The organism is Glycomyces halotolerans, from assembly GCF_054779575.1.
Window position 1 is genome coordinate 58,860 of record NZ_BAAGXZ010000002.1, and the last position, 18,964, is coordinate 77,823.

Sequence of the window (18,964 nt, forward strand, 5' to 3'; positions counted from 1 at the left end):
GGCTATTCCCTTCCGTGGAGCTTGCGCATGACGTCGTTGATGGAGGCGCTCATCTCACGCATCTGCCTCATCGACCGGTCCTGCAGGTCCTCGAGGGTGGCGTCGACCGCCTCCATGTCGGGGACCGGCTCATCGGTCTGCATTGCCGCGGCGCGATCGTCCATGGCAGCGTTGACCGCCGTCTTCAGCTCCTCGGCCAGGTACTGGGAGCCTTCGCGCATGAGGCGCGGATCGAGTTCGAACCGCTCGACGCGGCCGTCGGGACCGATGGTGACCCGCAGCCGTCCGTCGGCCCCTTCGGCGGTGACTTCGCCGACCTGGTCGTCCTCGGGGGACTGCGCCGCGCTGCGCAGCGCCGACCGCGCTTCCGCCAGTTGCTGCGCTATGGCGTCCTCTCCGAACATCAACGCTCCCTTCACCGCCCGCTTTGCGAGCCTTACTCACTATATCTCGGCGCGGCTACGGGAACGGCTCTCAGAAGTCGCCTCCCCGGAATACCGGGGCGATCGATGGCTCTGGGGCGTAAGTGAACGGGTGATCCCGTTCGCACCGCAACCATCCATCGCGGACATAGAGCCTGGCGACCTGGACGGTCGAGCGGCGTCCTCCTCCGGGGTGCGTGAAGTAATAGAGGAAGGCCTCATCCTCGCCCTGCGGCAGCGCCATGGCGTGGCGCCCGAGAGCCTCGTCGTACGGGCGCCGCCCCGGCGCCGCCAGCAACGGCATCGGCTGCGGGTGCCACGAGCGCATGTCGGTGGAGCGGTATACCGGCAGGCCCGACCAGCCGTCGGTGACCATCCAGCACACGCCGCCCAGCTCGAAGACGGTCGGTCCCTCCTGGGGCCGGTTCTCGAGCACCGGGCCGGCGGTCTTCCACTCGAACAGGTCGTCCGAGTCGGCCGCATAGATGTGCGAGTCGCGCCGCTCGTCCTTGTACCACATGCGCCACTTGCCGTCCGGGAGTCGATGAACGGCGGCGTCGATGGCGCGCTCGGAATCGAGATCGATCGTCGACCGGTAGGTCCAGTCGCCGAGGTCCTCGGAGGTGTAGTGGCGGATCTCCGCCGGGCCGGTCCAGTCGTCGCGGATGCCTTCGAGGAAGGTCACGTACATGTGCCAAGCGCCGTCGTGACGCACCACCTCCGGGGCCCACCAGGTGTTCCCGCGTTCGCAGTCGGGGCCGGCGAGGGTGCCCTCGTACGTCCATTCGCGACCATCGGGGCTGGTGGCGTGACCGATGTCGGTGCCGTGGACCCAGGCGACGCCCGCGTCCGGCTGGTCGGCGCGGCGCTGGGTGTAGAACAGGTGCCACCGTCGTCCGGCCGGGTCGTAGACGACGGTCGGATCGGTCGGCCCTCCGAAGACGGGGTCGGTGTAGAGCGGGGCGGGGGCGCGGCGCTGCTGCGTCTGGCCGGTCGTCATCGGTCCTCCCAGGGTCGGGTGACATTGAACGCATATGGATAGCGCTTTCCAATCATTCTGCCTCACACCTCCCGCACCTGCACGGCGAGGGTCGCTCCGACCGCGCGCCGGACCGGTGGAGGTTTCGCACGCCCTTCCTGAAGCGCCCGGTTTTCAACGGTTCCGGTAACGTGAAGACATGGACCTCAACGCGGACCTGGGGGAGGGTTTCGGGCGCTGGGAACTCACCGACGACGCCGGACTCCTTAGCGTGGTCACGAGCGCCAACGTCGCCTGCGGCTTCCACGCCGGCGATCCGATCACCCTCCGCCGCGTCTGCGAGACGGCGGCCGCCGGCGGCGTCGCCATCGGCGCCCAGGTGTCGTACCGAGATCTGGCCGGATTCGGCCGCCGCGAAATGGCGGTGCCGCCACAAGAATTGGCGGCAGAGATCGCGTATCAGATCGGCGCCCTCCGGGTATTCGCACAGGCGGCCGGAAGCGAGGTCGGATACGTGAAACCACATGGAGCGCTTTATCATCGAGCAGGACGCGACCCCGGGCAGGCCGGTGCCGTCATCGAAGGCATGAGCATCGCGGGGGTGGAGACGCTGCTGTGCCAGACCGGGACCGAGCTCGAACGCTCCGCCCGGGCAGCGGGAATCCGCGTGGTCGGCGAGGCGTTCGCCGACCGGGCCTACCGTCCCGACGGCCGCCTCGTCCCGCGAGGTGACGCCGGGGCACTCCTCGACGGGGTCACCGCGGTGGCGCATGCGGTCGACCTCGCGACCATCGGCCGGGTCACCGCGACCGACGGCACCCGGATCGCGGTGGAGGCGGACTCGATCTGCGTCCACGGCGACAGCCGTGCGGCGGTGGCCACAGCCGGCGCCATACGTTCCGCATTGGACAACAAAGGCATCAAAGTGGAGGCCTTCACGTGACTGTCCCGCCAAGCCGCACCACACCGGGCGGACGGCTCAGGCCCCTGCCCTCAGGGCCGCGCGGCGTTCTCATCGACTGCGGCACCGGCGAAGCCGCCCGCGCCTGCTTCCGGGCACTTCAGGCGCGCCGCGTCAACGGCTCGCTCGAAGCGACCGACCTCGTGCCCGGCGCGACCAGCGTCCTGGTCGACGGCGTCGAGGAACCCGATCTCCTGGCCGCCGAGATCCCCGACTGGGTGCTCACCGACGACAGCGAACCGCGCGGGGACAGCATCGAGATTCCCGTCTGCTACGACGGGCCCGACATGAACGCCGTCGCCGAGATGTGGGGGGTCAGCGCCGACGAGGTCGCCGACATCCACGCCTCCTTCGAATACGAGGCGGCCTTCTGCGGCTTCACCCCCGGGTTCGCCTACCTCGAAGGGCTGCCCGAGCGGTACCACACCCCGCGTCACCGGCAGCCGCGCCAATCCGTTCCCGCCGGATCAGTCGGCGTCGCCGGAACGTATACCGGCGTGTATCCGCGATCGAGCCCCGGCGGCTGGCAGCTGATCGCGACGATGACCAACCCGGGACGCCTGTGGAACGAGCACCGGGAACCCGCGGCCCTGCTGGTGCCCGGCACTCGCGTGCGCTTCGCGGCGGTGAAAGTATGAGCCACATCGAGATCCTCCGCGCCGGCGTGCTCACCACCTGCCAGGACGCCGGCAGGCCCGGCTGGGCGCACCTGGCGGTGCCGCCGTCAGGAGCGGCCGATCGTCCTTCTTGGAGACTCGCGAACCAACTGGCCGGCAACCCGACCGGCGCCTGCGCGCTCGAGACGACTTTGACCGGCTGCACGGTGCGGGCCCACCGCGACGTGACCGTCGTCGTCGGCGGCGCATCGTGCTCGGTGACGGTCGACGGCCACCCCGAGTCCTGGGGGCAGCCGGTGAAGCTGCCGGCCGGTTCGGTGCTGGACGCCGGGCCGGCCGAGGTGGGCGTGCGTTCGTACCTCGCCTTCTCGGGCGGACTCCACCCGAAGGCCAGCCTCGGATCGCATTCGACGGATCTGCTCTCCGGGCTCGGGCCCGCGCCGGTGGAGGACGGCGACACCATCCCGCTCGGGCCCAGCCCCGCGCATCCGCCGCTGCCGACCCAGTGGCCCGCGCCGTGGGCGGGCGTGAGCGACGAGATGGTGATGAAGCTGCACCTCGGTCCGCGGCTCGACTGGTTCGCCGACGACGCGACCGGCGAACTCGCCAGAGGAGTGTGGACGGTCTCAGAGCACTCCAACCGCATCGGCCTGCGGCTGACCGGCCCGCCCCTGCCGCACCGGGACCCGGGCCGGGAGCTGCCCAGCGAGGGCATTCTCGCCGGGAGCCTGCAGGTGCCGCCGAACGGGCAGCCGATCCTGTTCGGCGCCGACCACCCGACCACGGGAGGCTACCCGGTGATCGGGGTGGTGGGTCCGGCGGCGCTGGCGGCGGCGGCACAGGCCCGGCCGGGCACGAGGATCCGCTTCGCGCCGATCCCGGTGCCGCACTGGGACGAGCGACCCTAGGCCGCGCTCGTCAACACCAGGGTGCCGCGATCGTGGTCCAGCCGCCGGGAGCCCCATCGCGGGTGCCGTTCAAGCCATTTCTCGGCGATGCGGCGCTCGTCGGAGCGGTTCGCATCGTCCAGCACCACCAGTGCGTCGTCGGCCAGCCGGTCGGCCAGCAGCGGCAGCGCCGGGTACCGGGCCTCGGGGCCGGTGTTTCCGGGAGGGCCGTCCACGAGCAGCAGATCGATGCCGCCTTCGGGCAGCGCCGCGGGGTCGTACCAGCGCCACGTCCCCTCCGCCAGTTCCACGTCGGCGAGCTCGGCGTCGACCACTTCGGCCCACTCGACGAGCCCTCTCTCGCGCAGCTCGCGGCGCGTCGCCTCGGCGAAGTGACGGTCGTGTTCGAGCGCCGTCACCCTTCCCGAACCCAAGGCCCGGACGGCGTAGGCCAAGATGACCGTGGTCGTCCCCGAACCGCATTCGAGCACCTGAGATCGCCGGTGTGCTACGACCTCTTCGTACAGATACCGCAGCAGCTCCGGGCCGGCCGCCCAGCCGCGCATGCGCGGCAACGCGGTCCCCGGATCGATGTAGCGGTACAGCGCCATGAGGTCTTCGGTCTGCGCGTAGCCGCGGCGGGCGCCGCCCTTGACGGCCTTGCCGTCGCGCTCCACCTGCCGTTCGAGGGCCTCGAGCCGCTCCACGATCGCCTGCTGCGTGCGCCCCAGACGTTCCACGGCGGTCGCAAGTTCCTGCATGCCGTTCGTGATGGCGTGCAGCGTCATCCGGTCAGATTCCCCCACTATGGCCCCCTTGAACGGATCGCGTGGACTATTCGTCCGCTCCGGCCACAGTATTGGTGACGCCGACGTCAGCGGCCGCTGGGGCGTCAGCCCGCCAGGGCCTGCGCGAAATCGGCGAGGAGGTCGTCGGTCGCTTCGATCCCGGCCGAGAACCGGACCAGTTCGGGGCCGAGGCCGTTCGCCTCGTCCGCGTCGGCCTCGCCGCCGATCGCGGGCCTGGTGACCAGCGATTCGACTCCGCCGAGGCTGGAGGCGGCGTACGGCAGCCGCAGCGACTTGATGAGCACCTCGGCGGCGCCTGCGCCGCCGACGGGTCTGAACGCCAGGACCGACCCGAAGCCGTCCAGCAGCGCCGCCGCCCGCTCGTAGTCGGGATGGCCCGGCAGCCCCGGGTAGCTGACGTGTTCGACCCTGTCATGGGCGGCGAGGAGTCGGGCGACCGCGAGCGCGTTGGCGTTCTGCGCCCGCACCCGCAGCGCCAGGGTTTTGAGCCCGCGGTCGAGCAGGAAACCGGCGTGGGGGTCGAGGCTGCCGCCGTAGACGCCGAGGACCGCTTCGACCCGGTCGATCAAGGCACGCGAGCCGGTCACCACGCCCGCAGTGATGTCGGAGTGGCCGTTGAGCGCCTTGGTCGCCGAGTGGCAGACCGCGTCGAAGCCGACCGTGTGGGGGCGGAAGACCACGGGCGTGGCCAGGGTGTTGTCGATGATCGAGGTCAGGCCGTGGCCTCGGGCGAAGTCCGCCAGACCCGGCAGGTCGCCGACGCGCGCCAGCGGGTTGGTGATCGTCTCGGCCAGGAGCGCTTTGGTGCCGGGGCGCAGCGCGCTCGCCCAGGCGTCGGGGTCGCACGGGTCCACGGTGTCGTAGCTCCAGCCGAGTCGTTCGGCGTGGTCGGCCAGGAACCGGTCCGTGCCGCCGTAGAACGTACCCGCTGCGATGAGGTGCGACCCGGTATCGAGGACCGAGTGCAGGACGGTGGTCAGTGCGGCCATGCCGGAGGCGGTGGCGACCGCGGCCTCAGCGCCTTCGAGCGCGGCGAGCCTGCGGTGCAGGTGACGCTGCGAGGGGTTGGTGCCGAGGCGGATGTACGGCGCCGCTTCGAGCGAGTCTCCCGGCGCGGTCTCGAAGACGGTGCCCTGGTAGACCGGATACACGACCGAGCCGCGTTCGGCCGGTCGGTGCTCGCCGCCGTGGACGGCGAGGGTCTCGAACCGAGGTCGCTTGTCGCTCATGAGGCCGAGGCTACGGATTCGAACAGCCCGAATCTATGGATTGGCCTTAATTTCCGGTTGCGTCTGCTAATGCGCACTCAGCGTCGTTCCTGGTCGAGCCCGGCGAGGTAGGCGTTGTAGACCTCGTGCGGGTCGTCCTCGGGGCGCCCGCTCTCGCTGGCGCGTTCGGCCATGCGCTCCAGGCGGCGGCCCTCGCGTTCCTCCGAGCGCGCCCATTGGGCGATGAGCACGCCGATGATGATCAGGCTGGGGATTTCGCCGAAGGCCCACGCGATGCCGCCGCCGGCGCGCTGGTCGGCGAGCAGGTCGTCGACCCACGGCAGCGCCAGGGCGGTGTACCAGTCGCCGGCGATGAGGATCGTGCCCATCATCAGCGCGAGCCCGAACACGGCGTGGAAGACGATCGAGACGAAGTAGAGCAGGACCTTCGCCGGGTACGACAAAGGCCGGGGCTTCGGGTCGGGACCGATGACGATCCAGAAGAACAGCGCCCCCGCGATCAGGAAGTGCGAGGTCATGAACAGGTGCCCGAAGTGGGACTCCATGGCCCATGCGAACAGGCCGGTGAAGTACATGAGGTAGAGGCTGGTCAGGTAGATCAGCAGCGCGACCAGCGGTCGGCACACCAGGCGCGAGAAGCGCGAGTGCACGACCGCGACGATCCACTCTCTGGGTCCACCGGCCCGGTCGGGCGGCAGGGCGCGCAGCGCCAGCGTCACCGGCGCGGCCAGGACCAGGAAGATCGGAGCGAGCATGTTGAGCGCCATGTGCTGGACCATGTGGGCGCTGAACAGCACCATCCCGTATTTGCCGAGCCCCGACGAGGTGACCAGGACGATGACCGCCCAGCCGGCGATCCACAGGCCGGTGCGGTACCAGGGCCAGGAGTCGCCGCGGCGACGCAGCCGCGCCACGCCGGCGATGTAGAAGCCGACGCCGAACACGGCGGCGGTGCAGAACATGACCGACGGGTACCAGTCCAGAGCGATCGAGGAGAACGTCATCGGACCCGGCGTCGCGAACCCGAGGACGGCGGTGTTCGGGTCCGGGAGCGCCTCGGCGGGCGGCGGCGTGACCGACAGCGAGGACGCCAGGCCGAAGGCGACGGCCATGAGGATCAGCTCCACCCCGGCCAGACGCACGAAGGCGCGGCGGTCGCCGGCCGCCACCGCGGGCAGGGTGCGGCGGCGGTGCGCCCAGCCGACGACGCCTCCGGCGGCGAGCACGGCGAGTTTGGCCACGACGATGAGTCCGTACTCGGAATTCCACAGGTCGGCGAAGTCGACGTTCGCGAGGAACACGATCAGTCCGGAGGCGGCGATCGCCGGGTAGGCCAGCGCGGCGGCGGCCGAGTAACGGCGGGCCGCCACGGCTTGGCCGGTGCGGGCGATGAAGAGCGCGAACAGCCCGCCGACCCAGAATGCGGCGGCCGCGACGTGGACGATGAGGGCGTCGACGGCGATCTGGTGGTTGCCGTTGGCGGCCGAGTGGCCGGTGAAGATCGGCGGCAGTGACGCCGCCAGCGCCAGTGCCGCGGCGGCGACCGCGCCGACGACTCGGAACGATCGGGCGGCGATCAACATGGCCGCGGCGGCGAGCAGCGCGGCGATGCCGAGGCTCTGGCCTTGCTCCGATTGTGTGAAATACGACCACGAGCCCGCCGGCGTGACCTGCGTCAGGGGCAGTGCGAAGGTGTCGGCGTAGTCGACGGGGATTCGGGCGAGGGCGACCAGCGCCCACAATCCGGACGCGGCGGCGCCGATGCGCAGCCACCGCCAGGACTGCGCGGCCAGTCGCGACCGGTCGTCCGCGCGGCCCGGCAGGAAGAACGCCGCGGCGACGGTGCAGCCGACGGCGGTGAGCATGAGCAGGTCGTAGGCGTAGCCGAGCAGCCCGGACACCCAGGTCACGGCCGGGTCGGCCGCCCTGAGTCCAGGAATCGGCGCGAGGTCGACCGCGCCGCCGAACTGCAGGCTCAGGACCGCGGCAATCGTTCCAATGACAGCGGCGAAGAACACAGTCGCCGCCCGGCGGCCCGAATGCCCGAAACGGCGCGGGTCCGGTAGGGTGTCGGCAGTGTTTTCGCTGGTCTCGGTCGACGTGCTCACGTGAACAAGCATGGCTGAATGTTCCAGCTCACGCCCCACCGGGTGGGGCTTCCTATCTTCAAGAACTCCCCGCGAGCCCCGCTGTACCGGCAGGCCGGTATGTCGGGGCGGTAAGGCATCCTGATCTGCAATGGGAATCATCGAACAACGCGGCGACATCAAGCAGCTGCTGCACGGAACGGGCGGTGTCCTCGGGAACATGCACTTCACTCTCGACGGTTCGGACGATCCCTCGAACGTGCTCAACCTCATGAGCCTGGACGCGTATGTGGCCGGGACGCAGCCGCACGCGGTGGTGCGCGCGCTCGAGGCGGTCGGCGACGACTTGGACCTCATCCCCGAGGGCGGCCGGCTGGTTCGTTCGATCTCCGGGTCCTCTTACCTGCAGCTCGTGCGCGGTGACGATTGGACCCTGCGCACGCAGCGCTGGCGCGACGGTTCGGGACAGGCGGTGGTGACCGCCGAGACGCGCGACCGCGCCGACGAGATCGCCGCGTTCGTGGTCGACCAGGCCGGCTCCCCCGAGGAGGTCGGTGACGACAAGGTCGACATGGGGTTCTGGTATCGCTCGGCGCGCGGGCCGTTTCGTTCCACCCGGTCGATCGCGGCCCCGCGGTGGCCCGAGATCGAATGCAACTACTCCTCCAACGCCTCGTCGGCGCTCGGGAAGCTGATGGCGACGCAGCCTTCGGACGTGACCGGGCGGCTGGTGCTGCTCCACGGTCCTCCGGGGACGGGGAAGACCACGGCGTTGCGGGCGCTGGCGCGCGAATGGGCCGAATGGTGCCAGGTCGACACGGTGCTGGACCCGGAGGCGTTCTTCGCCGACCCCTCCTACCTCATGGAGGTGATCATCGGGTCGGAGATGGACATCCACCTTGCCGAGGACGGTCCGCGCGGCGACGGCTGGCGGTTGATGATCCTGGAGGACTGCGACGAGCTGATCCGCGGCGAGGCGAAAGAGGCCTCGGGCCAGTCGCTGGCGCGGCTGCTGAACCTCACCGACGGCCTGCTCGGTCAGGGCCGGGAGATCATGGTGGCGATCACGACCAACGAGCGCTTGGACCGACTGCACCCGGCGGTGGTGCGCCCGGGCCGCTGCCTGGCGCAGATTGAGGTCGGCGCGCTGTCGCAGTCGGAGTCGAGCGACTGGCTCGGCGGCGAGTCGGTGACCAGTCCGATGACGCTGGCCGAGCTGTACGCCCGCCGGGGCGGCACCGACCCGACGATCACCGACCCCGAGATCCCGCACCAGTCGGTGGGGCAGTACCTCTGACGGCCGGGGCCCGGAGGGATTCACGCCGAGCCCATCGCCGACGACTGTGACGTCTCCCTGAGCCGCCGTTCGCGCGAATCCGACACTCGCACCTGTTCACCATCGCGTGAAATGTGCTGATGCATCGCTACGATGGCACCGATTCCCCCGGGTCACAAGTCTGTCACGACGGGGGAAACCATGTCCGAATCCGCGACTCTGCCCAGATCGCGCCGCCACCGGCTGGCCGCTCGGCTGTCCATCCTCGGAGCGGCCGGTGCCGCCACGGCGATGACGCTGGCCCTCACCGCCGGGAACCAACGGGCGCTGGCAGAGGTGGTGACGATCTCCCCGCTCGATCCGGCCTTGGGTTTCAACGCCTTCGTGGAGGGCGACACCTCACTGACCGAGAACGAGATGGAGGGGCCGCTGGCGACCGGCGGCGACCTGACGCTCGACGGTCTCTACGAGATCGACATTCACGGTCACGCTTCGTTTGTAGACGGCGCGGACGCGCTGCCCAGTTCGCTCGTCGTCGGCGGGCAAGTCGATTTCTCCCAGAGCATGGACGCAGGGATCGCACGGATTCTCAGTTCCTCCTATGTCAAGGTCGGCGACCTCACCGGCACCGACGTGCTCATCGTCGATCAGAACGGTGCGAGCGTGGACACCCGTCTCGTCGCCGCAGGCGCCGGGTACGAGAGCACTCCGCGCGTCGAACTCGCCGTCCAGCAGCCGGTCGACTCCGTGCAGTCCTCACCGATCGACTTCGCCTCGGCGTTCTCCGCTCTCAGGTCGAACTCGGAGATCCTGGCCGCGTGCGCGAGCACCGTCGCGATGATGGACGCGGGCGGAGCCACCGTCGAGAAAGGCCAGGTGCTGCCCGGCCAGCAGATCCGCATCGAACTAGCCGCGGGCCAGACCAACGTCCTCGAAGTCACCGGCGAGGATCTCGACAACATGTCCGAGCTCGACTTCGTGAACCAGCCGTCGGAGACCTCACCGCTGCTGATCAACGTCGACACCTCAGCGACGGGGGGCGTTTTCAGCTGGGACGTCCCCACGCAGGCCGGCATTGGCGGCGCGCAGGCGCCGTACATCCTCTGGAACTTCAATGACGCCACCGCCGTGACGCTCGTGGGCGGCGACACGGTCGAGGGCAGCGTCTACGCGCCCAACGCCGATTTCACCGATCTGGCACCCGCCAATGTGGAGGGGCAGATCGTCGCCGCGAACGCAGCGCTCGGCACCCTCGCCGCTGACTCCGGCGAACTTCACCATTTCCCGTTCGCCGCTGAGCTGACCTGCGACTCGCAGATAGAGCCGACGCCGCCGCCGACGACGACGGAGGTGCCCACCACCGAGGCACCGACCACGGACGCTCCTACGACCTATGTGCCCACCACGGAGGTGCCCACCACCGACGCACCGACCAGTGAGATGCCGACATCGGCGTCACCGCCTCCGACGCACGCTCCGGTGACCAGCAACGACGTGAGCAGTCACAAGCCCATCGGCTTCCTTCCGTCGACCGGCACGTCGATCGCGATGCTCGGGCTCTTGGCGCTCGCTCTGATCGGTGGCGGCGCGGCCGCGGTCACCGCGAGCCGAAAGCGGCGCCAGTCGACCGAGTAACGCGGCAAGTCATAAGGCTCCCGTAGCCTGCGGGAGACCGCACCAGCACGGGAGCCCTATGAGATTCAGGAAGATCGACGACGACCGCTCGATGCGGCGGCCCGTGGTCGAGACGGAGACACTCGAAAAGCTCGACGACGAGCTCGACCACGACTTCGAATACCGGGATCGGCTGCTCGAAGGCATCGACTGGTCGGACGGCATCGGCGACGGCGTCCTGGAGTCCAGCTCCGTCAAGGACTGCGACTTCTCCGGGTGCGTGCTCTCACCGCTGGAGATCGTGGACACCTCTATCGACCACTCGGTGCTCTCCAACGGGCGTTGGGAACCGGTCACGGCCCGCCGGCTGGAAGTCACCGGAAGCCAGCTCGTCGGCTGGCAGGCGCAGTTCACCCTCGCCGCCGACGTCTACATCGCCGACTGCCGCGCCGACTTCGCCGCCATCTCGATCGCGAGCGCCAAGGGCCCGGTCGTATTCGAGCGCTGCCGATTCGCCAGCGCGAACTTCATGGGCGACCTTTCGAAGTGCGTGTTCATCGACTGCCAGTTCCCAGGCGCGGACTTCACCCGCGTGTCGAACGCCCGCGACTGCGACATGCGTCGCGCCGACCTCAGCGGCGTCACCGGCCTGATGAGTCTGAAAGGTTCGCTGATCACGCCCGACCAGGCCGTCGCGCTCGCCGGTGAGCTCGCGGTCGCCGCCGGTTTTCGTCTCGCTTAGCTTCCGCCTGATGCCGACACTGCGAAGGGCGCCGCCAGCCCGGTTGTGAACATGCCGACTTCCGGCCCTGCGAGTTCGAGCGGTCACGAAAGGTCAACGCCTCCGCACCGGCGGCGAGGCCGAGCCTACGATGCGGGGAAAGTACCTCCCACCTCTACGGCAAGGACCGCCATGTTCGCCAATCCCGTGTTCCGCTACCGCATGCTGACCTTGGCCGAAGGTTGGTCGTTCGTGATCCTCCTGGTCTTCGGTTCGCTGCTGAGCAGGATCTCCGAGATCGACCTGGTCGGGCCGCTCGGGCTCATCCACGGCATCCTGTTCGTCCTCCTCGTGGTCGCGACATTGGTGATCCGCCGCCGCCTCGAGTGGGGTCTGGGAACGACCTTGCTCGCGCTCATCGCGGCGGTGGTCCCTCTGGCGCCGTTCGTGTTCCACCGTCTCAAGCGTGAGGAGCTTCTCGCGGCCGAGCACGCCGCCGCGCCGGCTCCGGCCTGACCGGAGCCCGCAGACGGTCGTCCCCATGACGCGCAGCGGGCCACAACCGCGCCGATCCTCATCGACAGCGTCGCGACGTCACTCGCCGCTACGTTGCTTCGACCTCCTTTCGGAGAACGCCGATGGCGCCGGTTCTGGTGATCTGCGCCCGGTGGTAGGCGTCGATGGCGGCCTGCACCGCCTCCTGGCGTCGGCGGAAGTCATCGTCGTCGGTCTCGGCGACCGCGCGGAGGGTGGTGCCTCGGCGGTGAAGGGACTTGCGCAGCCACACCTGCCAGTTCTTCGAGGCTTCGGCCTCGGCCACGGTTTCGGGCAGCCACACCGGCATCGGATGCCCGCTACCGGCGAACCGCGGGTTCGGTTTGAAGCCTTCCGGTTCCGGCAGGAAGTCGCGGACGGCCGCATCGGTCCATCCGCGCGCCTTGAGGATCGGTTTGGTGGCCCAGACCCGGTTCTCGGTGTTCCGAACGAAGTTCCGCGCCCGAGGCGAGTCCCCACCGGATTCGGTGTCGCTTCGGAGCAGCTGGGAGTTTCGTTCGTCGGGCTCGGCTCCGGCCCAGGCCAGAGCCGCCAGGCCCAGCTCTGAGAGCCGGGTGGCGTCTCCTCCGTGCCGGAGCAGCCACTTCATGGCTTCGAAGGCGAGCTCCTTGGCGATGAGCTCGGCTCCGGAACGTTCTGACGGTTTCGGTAGCGTCATGACACCCTCCGCTCAATCGGTCGCGCATCGACTACGCTGCGTTATTCGCTTACCGATTCGAGGGTACGGAGACGACCGACAATCCCGGCTCCGACGATGCGCCACCAGGTGCCGCGGGCCCCGCACACGCACGAAAAAAGGGGCCTTACGGCCCCTTCAATTGGTCGGGTTGACAGGATTTGAACCTGCGACCCCCTCGTCCCGAACGAGGTGCGCTACCAAGCTGCGCCACAACCCGATGTTTATTGATTTGAACCTGCGATCCCTCGTTCCGAACGAGGTGCCGCCGCTTGCGGCCTGAGCGCAGTCAAACTGCGCCACAACCCGATATTCAGCTGTTCTGTGAACGTTGTGGGACGTTCACACCGAGACCAAATGCTACCCGAGGTTGAGCAGCGTCGTCGAACGGGGTCCGGCCGGGCCGGACCCCGTCACACCGTCTCAGAATTCGGCCGGCACGAACGTCAGGAGGCTGGCCTCCGGCGCGCAGGCGAATCTGACCGGCGCGTAGGGCGAGGTGCCCAGACCCGCGGAGACGTGGATCCACATGTCGTCCCACGGGTGGAGGCCCTTGACGCGATCGCGGTCGATGCCGCAGTTGGTCACCAGGGCGCCGTAGCCGGGTACGCAGACCTGGCCGCCGTGGGTGTGCCCGGCGGCGACGAAGTCGTAGCCGTCGTGGGCGAAGCCGTCGAGGATCCGCGGCTCCGGCGTGTGGGTCAGGCCGATCGAGAGGTCCGCGTCGCCGGGGACGCGCCCGGCGACCAGGTCGTAGTCGTCGAGGTCGAAATGCGGGTCGTCGACGCCGGCGAAGTGCATCTTCAGACCCGAGATGACCGTGTCGGCCGAGGCGTTGTTCAGATCGGTCCAGCCGCCGTCGACGAGGACCTTGTGCAGTTCCTCGGTGGGCAGCGGCTCGCCGTACTTGTGCTCGTGGTTCCGGTTGAAGTACTGGAACGGGTTCTTGAACACCGGCGCGTAGTAGTCGTTCGAGCCGAAGACGAACGCGCCCGGGGCCTTGAACAGCGGCCGCAGGGTCTTCGACACGAGGTCGATCGCCTCCGGGTGGGCGAGGTTGTCGCCGGTGAGCAGGACCAGGTCGGGGTCGAGCGCGGCGAGCGACGCGACCCAGTGCGCCTTCCTGGTCTGCCCTGGAGTCATGTGGAGGTCGGAGATGTGCAGGACTCGGATCGGTTCGGCTTCCGGCGGCAGCACCGGCACGGCGAAGTGGCGGAGCGTGTACTGGACCCGCTCGTACAGGGAGGCGTACGCGAGCGCCAGCGCACCGGCGCCGACGCCGATCCCGGCTGCTGCGGCAAGGCCACGGCTCATCTTCATACCCCAACGGTAGATTGTCGAGATATGAGTGAGCTAAAGACCCAGTTGGAAACCGATATGCGATCGGCCCTCAAATCGAAGGACAAGGTGACGCTAGGCACGCTTCGAATGGTGCTGGCGGCGGTCCGGAACGAGGAGGTCGCCGGGAAGTCGGCGCGCGAGCTCAGCGACGACGAGGTCATCAAGGTGCTCATCAAGCAGGCCAAGCAGCGCCGGGAGGCGGCCGAGGCGTTCCAGGACGGCGGCCGGCCCGAGCAGGCCCAGGGCGAACTGGCCGAGGAGGCCGTGATCAAGCGGTACCTGCCCGAGGAGCTCAGTGAGGCCGAACTCACTGACATCGTCCGGTCGACCATCGCCGAGGGCGGGTTCTCCGGCCCCAAGGACATGGGGAAGGTCATGAAGGCGGTGCAGCCGAAGGTCGCCGGGCGTGCCGACGGGAAGGTCGTGGCCGGCATCGTCAAAGCCGAGCTCGGAGCCGCCGGCTGAGGGGCCTCACTTCCAGGCCGGGCGCGGCGCGGGGGCGTGTGGGCGGGTGCCCGGCACGGCTATCGTTGAGCGTCGGGCCCGATCCGTTCGCCACACCATGAGGAATCCATGTCCAGCCACATCACGGCCGAATCCGCACGCCGTCGCACCTTTGCGGTCATCTCTCACCCCGATGCCGGTAAGTCGACGATCACCGAGGCCCTGGCCCTTCACGGCCAGGCGATCTCCTCGGCCGGCGCCGTCCACGGCAAGGGCGACCGCAAGGGCGTGGTCTCGGACTGGATGTCGATGGAGCAGGACCGCGGCATCTCGATCACTTCGGCCGCGCTCCAGTTCGAATACCGCGACTGCGTCGTCAACCTGCTCGACACGCCCGGCCACGCCGACTTCTCGGAGGACACCTACCGGGTGCTGACGGCGGTCGACGCCGCGGTCATGCTCCTGGACGCCGCCAAGGGCCTGGAGCCGCAGACGCTGAAGCTGTTCGAGGTCTGCCGGGCCAGGCGCATCCCGGTGATCACGTTCATCAACAAATGGGACCGGCCCGCCAAAGACGCCCTCGAGCTGCTGGAGGAGGTCGAGGACCGGATCGGCATCAAGCCGACTCCGGTGACCTGGCCGGTCGGCATCGGCGGCGAGTTCCGCGGGGTGATCGAGCGTGTGGCCATCGCGGGTTCGCGAGCCCCGGGCATGGTGCGTTACGAGCGCTCCCCCGGCGGCCAGCGGCTCGCCGTCACCGAGGTCCTCGACGAGGCGGAGGCGCAGTCGCGCTTCGGCGACGACTTCGCCCGCGCGGCCGAGGAGTCGGCGCTGCTGTCGGAGGTCGAGGCGGACTTCGACCAGAAGACGTTCGAGGCCGGTCAGACCACGCCGACGCTGTTCGGCGCGGCGCTGGTGCATTTCGGGGTCGGCCAGCTGCTCGACCTGCTGGTCGACATCGCTCCGTCCCCGTTCGCCCGCGAGGACGTGTCGGGTCAGCCCCGTGAGCTGGAGGCCGGCTTCTCCGGGTTCGTCTTCAAATCCCAAGCGAACATGAACGCCTCTCACCGCGATCAGCTCGCCTTCGTCCGCGTCTGCTCCGGCCGCTTCGAACGCGGCATGCAGGTCACCCAGGCCCAGGGCGGACGCACCATGTCCACCAAATACGCCCAGACCATGTTCGGCGCCTCCCGCGACACCCTCGAAGAGGCCTGGCCCGGAGACATCGTCGGCCTGGTCAACGCCTCGGGCCTGGCCGTCGGCGACACGATCTACGCCGGCAAGCCCGTCGAGTTCCCGCCGCTGCCGGCATTCGCCCCCGAGCACTTCGGCGCCCTCCAGATGCACGACACCTCCAAGGCCAAACGCTTCCGCCGCGGCATCTCCCAGCTCGACGCCGAAGGCGTCGTCCAGGTCCTCTACTCCGAACGCCGCGGCGAAGCGACCCCCGTGCTCGCCGCCGTCGGCCCGCTCCAGTTCGAGGTGACCCTGGCGCGTCTCGCCGCCGAGTTCGACGTGCCCGCCGCCATCGACCACCTGCCCTACCAGCTGGCCCGCCTCACCGACGCCGAAGGCGCGAAGCGCCTGGCGAACGCCCCCGGCGTCGAGGTCTTCACCCGGCCACGCGACGGCGCCCACCTGGTCGCGATGCCCAACAAGTACCGCATCCAGACGATCCTCAACGACTACCCGGACGTCAAACTCGAACCCCTCCTCGCCGGAGGCCAGGGCTGACATGGCGCGACTGCTGACGTCGAGCGACATCCGGGCCCTCTCCAAGGGCCTGAACATCCAGCCGGCCAAGAAGTGGGGCCAGAACTTCGTCGTCGACGCCAACACCGTGCGCCGCATCGCCGCCACCGCCGACCTCGACGGCGACGACGTGGTCATGGAGGTCGGGCCGGGCATCGGATCGCTCACCCTCGCACTCATCGAGACCGCACGGCGCGTCATCGCCGTCGAGATCGACCCCAAGCTCGCACTGGCCCTGCCCACCACCGTGGCCCACCGCGCCCCCGACGAGCACGAGCGGCTGACCGTCATCGAAGCCGACGCCGCCCGCATCGACCCCGACGAGCTGCCCGAGCCCCCCACCGCACTGGTCGCCAACCTGCCGTACAACGTCGCCGTGCCCGTCGTGCTGCACGCCCTCGAAGTCCTCCCAAGCCTGCGAAAAGGCCTCGTCATGGTCCAGAAAGAGGTCGCCGACCGACTCACCGCGACGCCGGGATCCAAGATCTACGGCGCCCCATCGGTCAAAATGGCCTGGTACACCAAGGCCAGGCGCGCCGGCTCGGTCTCGGCCAACGTATTCTGGCCGGTGCCGAACGTCGCGAGTGGACTCGTCTCGTTCGAGCGCATCGCCTCGCCCGAGGCCGACCGCGCCGAGGTCTTCGCGGCCGTCGACGCCGCCTTCGGGCAGCGCCGCAAGATGCTCCGGCAGGCCCTCAAAAGCTGGGCCGGATCCGTCGAGGAGGCCGAGGCGATCATGCGCCGAGCGGGCATCGAGTCCACCCGGCGAGGTGAATCGTTGGACATAGGGGAGTTCATCGCTCTCGCCGAAGCCAAGGAGGACCAGTGAGCGGACAAACGGCGCCCGCCGCGCCCGGTGCGGTCGTCGCGGTCGATGTGCCCGCCAAGATCAACCCGCACCTCGGCGTCGGCGACGCCCGCGCCGACGGCTACCACGCCCTCTCCACCGTCTACCAGGCCATATCGCTGTACGACACGGTCAGAGTCGCACGCCGCGACGAGCCCGGCATCGAGCTGACCGTCTCGGGCGAAGGCGCCGACTTCCTCCCCACCGGCGACGACAACCTCGCTGTGCGCGCCGCCAAGCTCATCGCGATCTACGGCGCCGTCGAACCGGACGTCCGCATCCACCTCAACAAACGCATCCCGGTCGCCGGCGGCCTGGCCGGCGGCTCCGCCGACGCGGCAGCCGCCCTCGTGGCCTGCATCCGGCTCTGGGACATCGAGATCGGAGACGACGAGCTCTACCGCCTCGCCGCCGGACTCGGATCCGACGTGCCGTTCTGCCTCAAAGGCGGGATCGCGGTCGGCACCGGACGCGGTGACGAGCTGACGCGGGTCGAGGCCAAGGGCACCTGGCACTGGGTGGTCGCCACGAACGACACCCAGATCTCCACGCCGGAGTGCTACAAGGAGGTCGACCGACTCCGCGCCGACGGGATCGGACGCTATTCCTCGGACGTCGACCCGATCGTCAAGGCGTTCGAAGCCGGGGCCGACGCCGACGAACTGGCGCGACTGCTGGTCAACGACATGGAGGCGGCCGCCGTGAGTCTGCGGCCGCAGCTGGCCTCACTCATGCACGGCGGCCTCGAAGAGGGCGCGCTCGCCGCGCACGTCTCGGGCTCCGGACCGACGGTGCTGTTCTTGGTGCGGGACGCCAAGCACGCCGTCGCGCTGGCCCGCCGACTCCGCATGCGGGGCGGGACCCGCAGCGTCCACATCGCCGAAGGGCCGGTCGCCGGACCGGCCGCCTGACGAAACCATATATCCTATAGGATATAAACTAGACCTTAGGCTCCCTATAGGATATAGGATATTTCCTATAGGATCAGTGGTTGCGGTCGAAGATCATTCGCAGGCCGTGGAGCGTCAGGTTCGGCTCGTAGTGCGTGACCGTTTCGCACTGCTCGATCACGATCGGCGCCAGACCACCGGTGGCCACCACCGCCGTCGGCGCGGTCTCCAGTTCGTCGCTGATGCGGCGCACCAGGCCGTCGACCTGCGCGGCCGTGCCGTAGAGCATCCCCGACTGCAGGCACTCGACGGTGTTCTTCCCGATCACGCTTCTTGGCTTGACCAACGGGATCTTCAACAGGTTCGCGGCCCTGGAGGCGAGCGCGTCGATCGAGATCTCGATGCCGGGCGCGAACGCCCCGCCCAGGAAGTCGCCGTGCTCGGAGATCACGTCGATGTTCGTCGAGGTCCCGAAGTCGACGGTGATGCACGGCCCGCCGTAGAGGTGGAACGCCGCGTGCGTGTTCGCGATGCGGTCCGGGCCGGCCTCCTTCGGGTTGTCGATGCTCAGCCGCACCCCGGTCTTCACTCCCGGAGCGATCGATACCAGGTGCGCGTGCGGGTAGTAGCACTGCACCATCTTCCCGACCTCGGCGCCCTGCTGCGGCACCGTCGAGGACAGCGCGATCCCGGTGATGTTCACGCCGTCGCCGTCGAGGAGCGCCCGGAACGTCAGGCCCAGTTCGTCGGCCGTGGCGCTGGGGTCGGTGCGGATGCGCCAGGAGTGCTTGAGGTGCTCTCCTTCGAAGACGGCGAGCACCGTGTTGGTGTTGCCGATGTCGACGCACAGCAGCACT

At 69.1% G+C, this 18,964-nt stretch carries 19 protein-coding genes and 1 tRNA gene; 11 read left to right on the plus strand and 9 right to left on the minus strand.

Annotated features, from left to right (window positions below; all coding sequences use genetic code 11):
• Positions 1 to 2: 2 nt before the first annotated feature.
• Entirely contained in the window at positions 3 to 404 is a 402-nt protein-coding gene (locus ACYVL2_RS02140; RefSeq protein ID WP_460539721.1) for a YbaB/EbfC family nucleoid-associated protein, read from the minus strand.
• 70 nt (positions 405 to 474) lie between these two features.
• Positions 475 to 1,422: a glycoside hydrolase family protein gene (locus ACYVL2_RS02145; RefSeq protein WP_460539723.1), complete on the minus strand. Its 948-nt coding sequence runs from the start codon at positions 1,420 to 1,422 to the stop codon at positions 475 to 477.
• Positions 1,423 to 1,600: 178 nt separating this feature from the next.
• On the opposite strand from ACYVL2_RS02145, the gene ACYVL2_RS02150 reads away from it, so the two are divergent.
• From ACYVL2_RS02150 to ACYVL2_RS02160, 3 genes are read left to right on the plus strand one after another with little or no spacing between them, the layout of a single operon-like run.
• Positions 1,601 to 2,344 carry a LamB/YcsF family protein gene (locus tag ACYVL2_RS02150; protein ID WP_460539725.1) on the plus strand — a complete coding sequence of 248 codons (744 nt, stop codon included), beginning with the start codon at positions 1,601 to 1,603 and terminating at the stop codon, positions 2,342 to 2,344.
• Positions 2,341 to 3,000, plus strand: a complete 660-nt coding sequence (locus ACYVL2_RS02155) for a 5-oxoprolinase subunit B family protein (RefSeq protein WP_460539727.1) — start codon at positions 2,341 to 2,343, stop codon at positions 2,998 to 3,000. Before ACYVL2_RS02150 ends, ACYVL2_RS02155 begins: the two co-directional genes overlap by 4 nt.
• Positions 2,997 to 3,887: a 5-oxoprolinase subunit C family protein gene (locus tag ACYVL2_RS02160; protein WP_460539729.1), complete on the plus strand. Its 891-nt coding sequence runs from the start codon at positions 2,997 to 2,999 to the stop codon at positions 3,885 to 3,887. The genes ACYVL2_RS02155 and ACYVL2_RS02160 overlap by 4 nt, the downstream gene beginning before the upstream one ends.
• Here the strand turns inward: ACYVL2_RS02160 and ACYVL2_RS02165 are convergent.
• From ACYVL2_RS02165 to ACYVL2_RS02175, 3 genes are all read right to left on the minus strand, one after another.
• Positions 3,884 to 4,672: a class I SAM-dependent methyltransferase gene (locus tag ACYVL2_RS02165; protein WP_460539730.1), complete on the minus strand. Its 789-nt coding sequence runs from the start codon at positions 4,670 to 4,672 to the stop codon at positions 3,884 to 3,886. The two genes, ACYVL2_RS02160 and ACYVL2_RS02165, sit on opposite strands and share 4 nt — an antisense overlap.
• Before the next feature lie 86 nt (positions 4,673 to 4,758).
• Positions 4,759 to 5,904: a trans-sulfuration enzyme family protein gene (locus ACYVL2_RS02170; protein ID WP_460539732.1), complete on the minus strand. Its 1,146-nt coding sequence runs from the start codon at positions 5,902 to 5,904 to the stop codon at positions 4,759 to 4,761.
• 77 nt (positions 5,905 to 5,981) lie between these two features.
• The gene (locus tag ACYVL2_RS02175) at positions 5,982 to 8,012 is read right to left on the minus strand and encodes a cytochrome c oxidase assembly protein (RefSeq protein WP_460539734.1); all 2,031 of its coding nucleotides are present in this window, start codon (positions 8,010 to 8,012) and stop codon (positions 5,982 to 5,984) included.
• Positions 8,013 to 8,142: 130 nt separating this feature from the next.
• Here ACYVL2_RS02175 and ACYVL2_RS02180 point away from each other — a divergent pair, with 130 nt between their 5' ends.
• From ACYVL2_RS02180 to ACYVL2_RS02195, 4 genes are all read left to right on the plus strand, one after another.
• On the plus strand, positions 8,143 to 9,288 hold the full coding sequence (locus tag ACYVL2_RS02180) for a DUF5925 domain-containing protein (protein ID WP_460539736.1): 1,146 nt from the start codon (positions 8,143 to 8,145) through the stop codon (positions 9,286 to 9,288).
• A 180-nt stretch (positions 9,289 to 9,468) separates the two neighbouring features.
• On the plus strand, positions 9,469 to 10,902 hold the full coding sequence (locus ACYVL2_RS02185) for a collagen-binding domain-containing protein (protein WP_460539738.1): 1,434 nt from the start codon (positions 9,469 to 9,471) through the stop codon (positions 10,900 to 10,902).
• Positions 10,903 to 10,960: 58 nt separating this feature from the next.
• Positions 10,961 to 11,623, plus strand: a complete 663-nt coding sequence (locus ACYVL2_RS02190) for a pentapeptide repeat-containing protein (protein ID WP_460539740.1) — start codon at positions 10,961 to 10,963, stop codon at positions 11,621 to 11,623.
• Between the two features lie 171 nt (positions 11,624 to 11,794).
• Positions 11,795 to 12,118, plus strand: coding sequence for a DUF3817 domain-containing protein (locus ACYVL2_RS02195; RefSeq protein WP_460539742.1), 324 nt, complete (start codon positions 11,795 to 11,797; stop codon positions 12,116 to 12,118).
• An 88-nt stretch (positions 12,119 to 12,206) separates the two neighbouring features.
• Here ACYVL2_RS02195 and ACYVL2_RS02200 read toward each other — a convergent pair whose 3' ends face one another.
• From ACYVL2_RS02200 to ACYVL2_RS02210, 3 genes are all read right to left on the minus strand, one after another.
• Positions 12,207 to 12,815: a hypothetical protein gene (locus ACYVL2_RS02200; RefSeq protein WP_460539744.1), complete on the minus strand. Its 609-nt coding sequence runs from the start codon at positions 12,813 to 12,815 to the stop codon at positions 12,207 to 12,209.
• Between the two features lie 161 nt (positions 12,816 to 12,976).
• Positions 12,977 to 13,053: transfer RNA gene (locus tag ACYVL2_RS02205), tRNA-Pro, on the minus strand.
• A gap of 203 nt (positions 13,054 to 13,256) precedes the next feature.
• Complete coding sequence (locus tag ACYVL2_RS02210) at positions 13,257 to 14,153, minus strand: metallophosphoesterase (protein ID WP_460539746.1); 897 nt, start codon at positions 14,151 to 14,153, stop codon at positions 13,257 to 13,259.
• A 24-nt stretch (positions 14,154 to 14,177) separates the two neighbouring features.
• Between ACYVL2_RS02210 and ACYVL2_RS02215 the strand changes: the two genes are divergently transcribed.
• The 4 genes from ACYVL2_RS02215 to ACYVL2_RS02230 all read left to right on the plus strand — a co-directional run bounded on the left by ACYVL2_RS02215 (position 14,178) and on the right by ACYVL2_RS02230 (position 18,128).
• A complete protein-coding gene (locus ACYVL2_RS02215; protein WP_460539748.1) occupies positions 14,178 to 14,639 on the plus strand; it encodes a GatB/YqeY domain-containing protein in 462 nt (153 codons plus the stop codon).
• 108 nt (positions 14,640 to 14,747) lie between these two features.
• Complete coding sequence (locus ACYVL2_RS02220; protein WP_460539750.1) at positions 14,748 to 16,352, plus strand: peptide chain release factor 3; 1,605 nt, start codon at positions 14,748 to 14,750, stop codon at positions 16,350 to 16,352.
• Position 16,353: 1 nt separating this feature from the next.
• Entirely contained in the window at positions 16,354 to 17,199 is an 846-nt protein-coding gene (rsmA, locus tag ACYVL2_RS02225; protein WP_460539752.1) for a ribosomal RNA small subunit methyltransferase A, read from the plus strand.
• Positions 17,196 to 18,128, plus strand: a complete 933-nt coding sequence (locus ACYVL2_RS02230) for a 4-(cytidine 5'-diphospho)-2-C-methyl-D-erythritol kinase (RefSeq protein WP_460539754.1) — start codon at positions 17,196 to 17,198, stop codon at positions 18,126 to 18,128. Before rsmA ends, ACYVL2_RS02230 begins: the two co-directional genes overlap by 4 nt.
• Before the next feature lie 73 nt (positions 18,129 to 18,201).
• Here the strand turns inward: ACYVL2_RS02230 and ACYVL2_RS02235 are convergent, their stop codons facing one another.
• Positions 18,202 to 18,963, minus strand: coding sequence for a type III pantothenate kinase (locus ACYVL2_RS02235; protein WP_460539756.1), 762 nt, complete (start codon positions 18,961 to 18,963; stop codon positions 18,202 to 18,204).
• Between the last annotated feature and the right edge of the window lies 1 nt (position 18,964).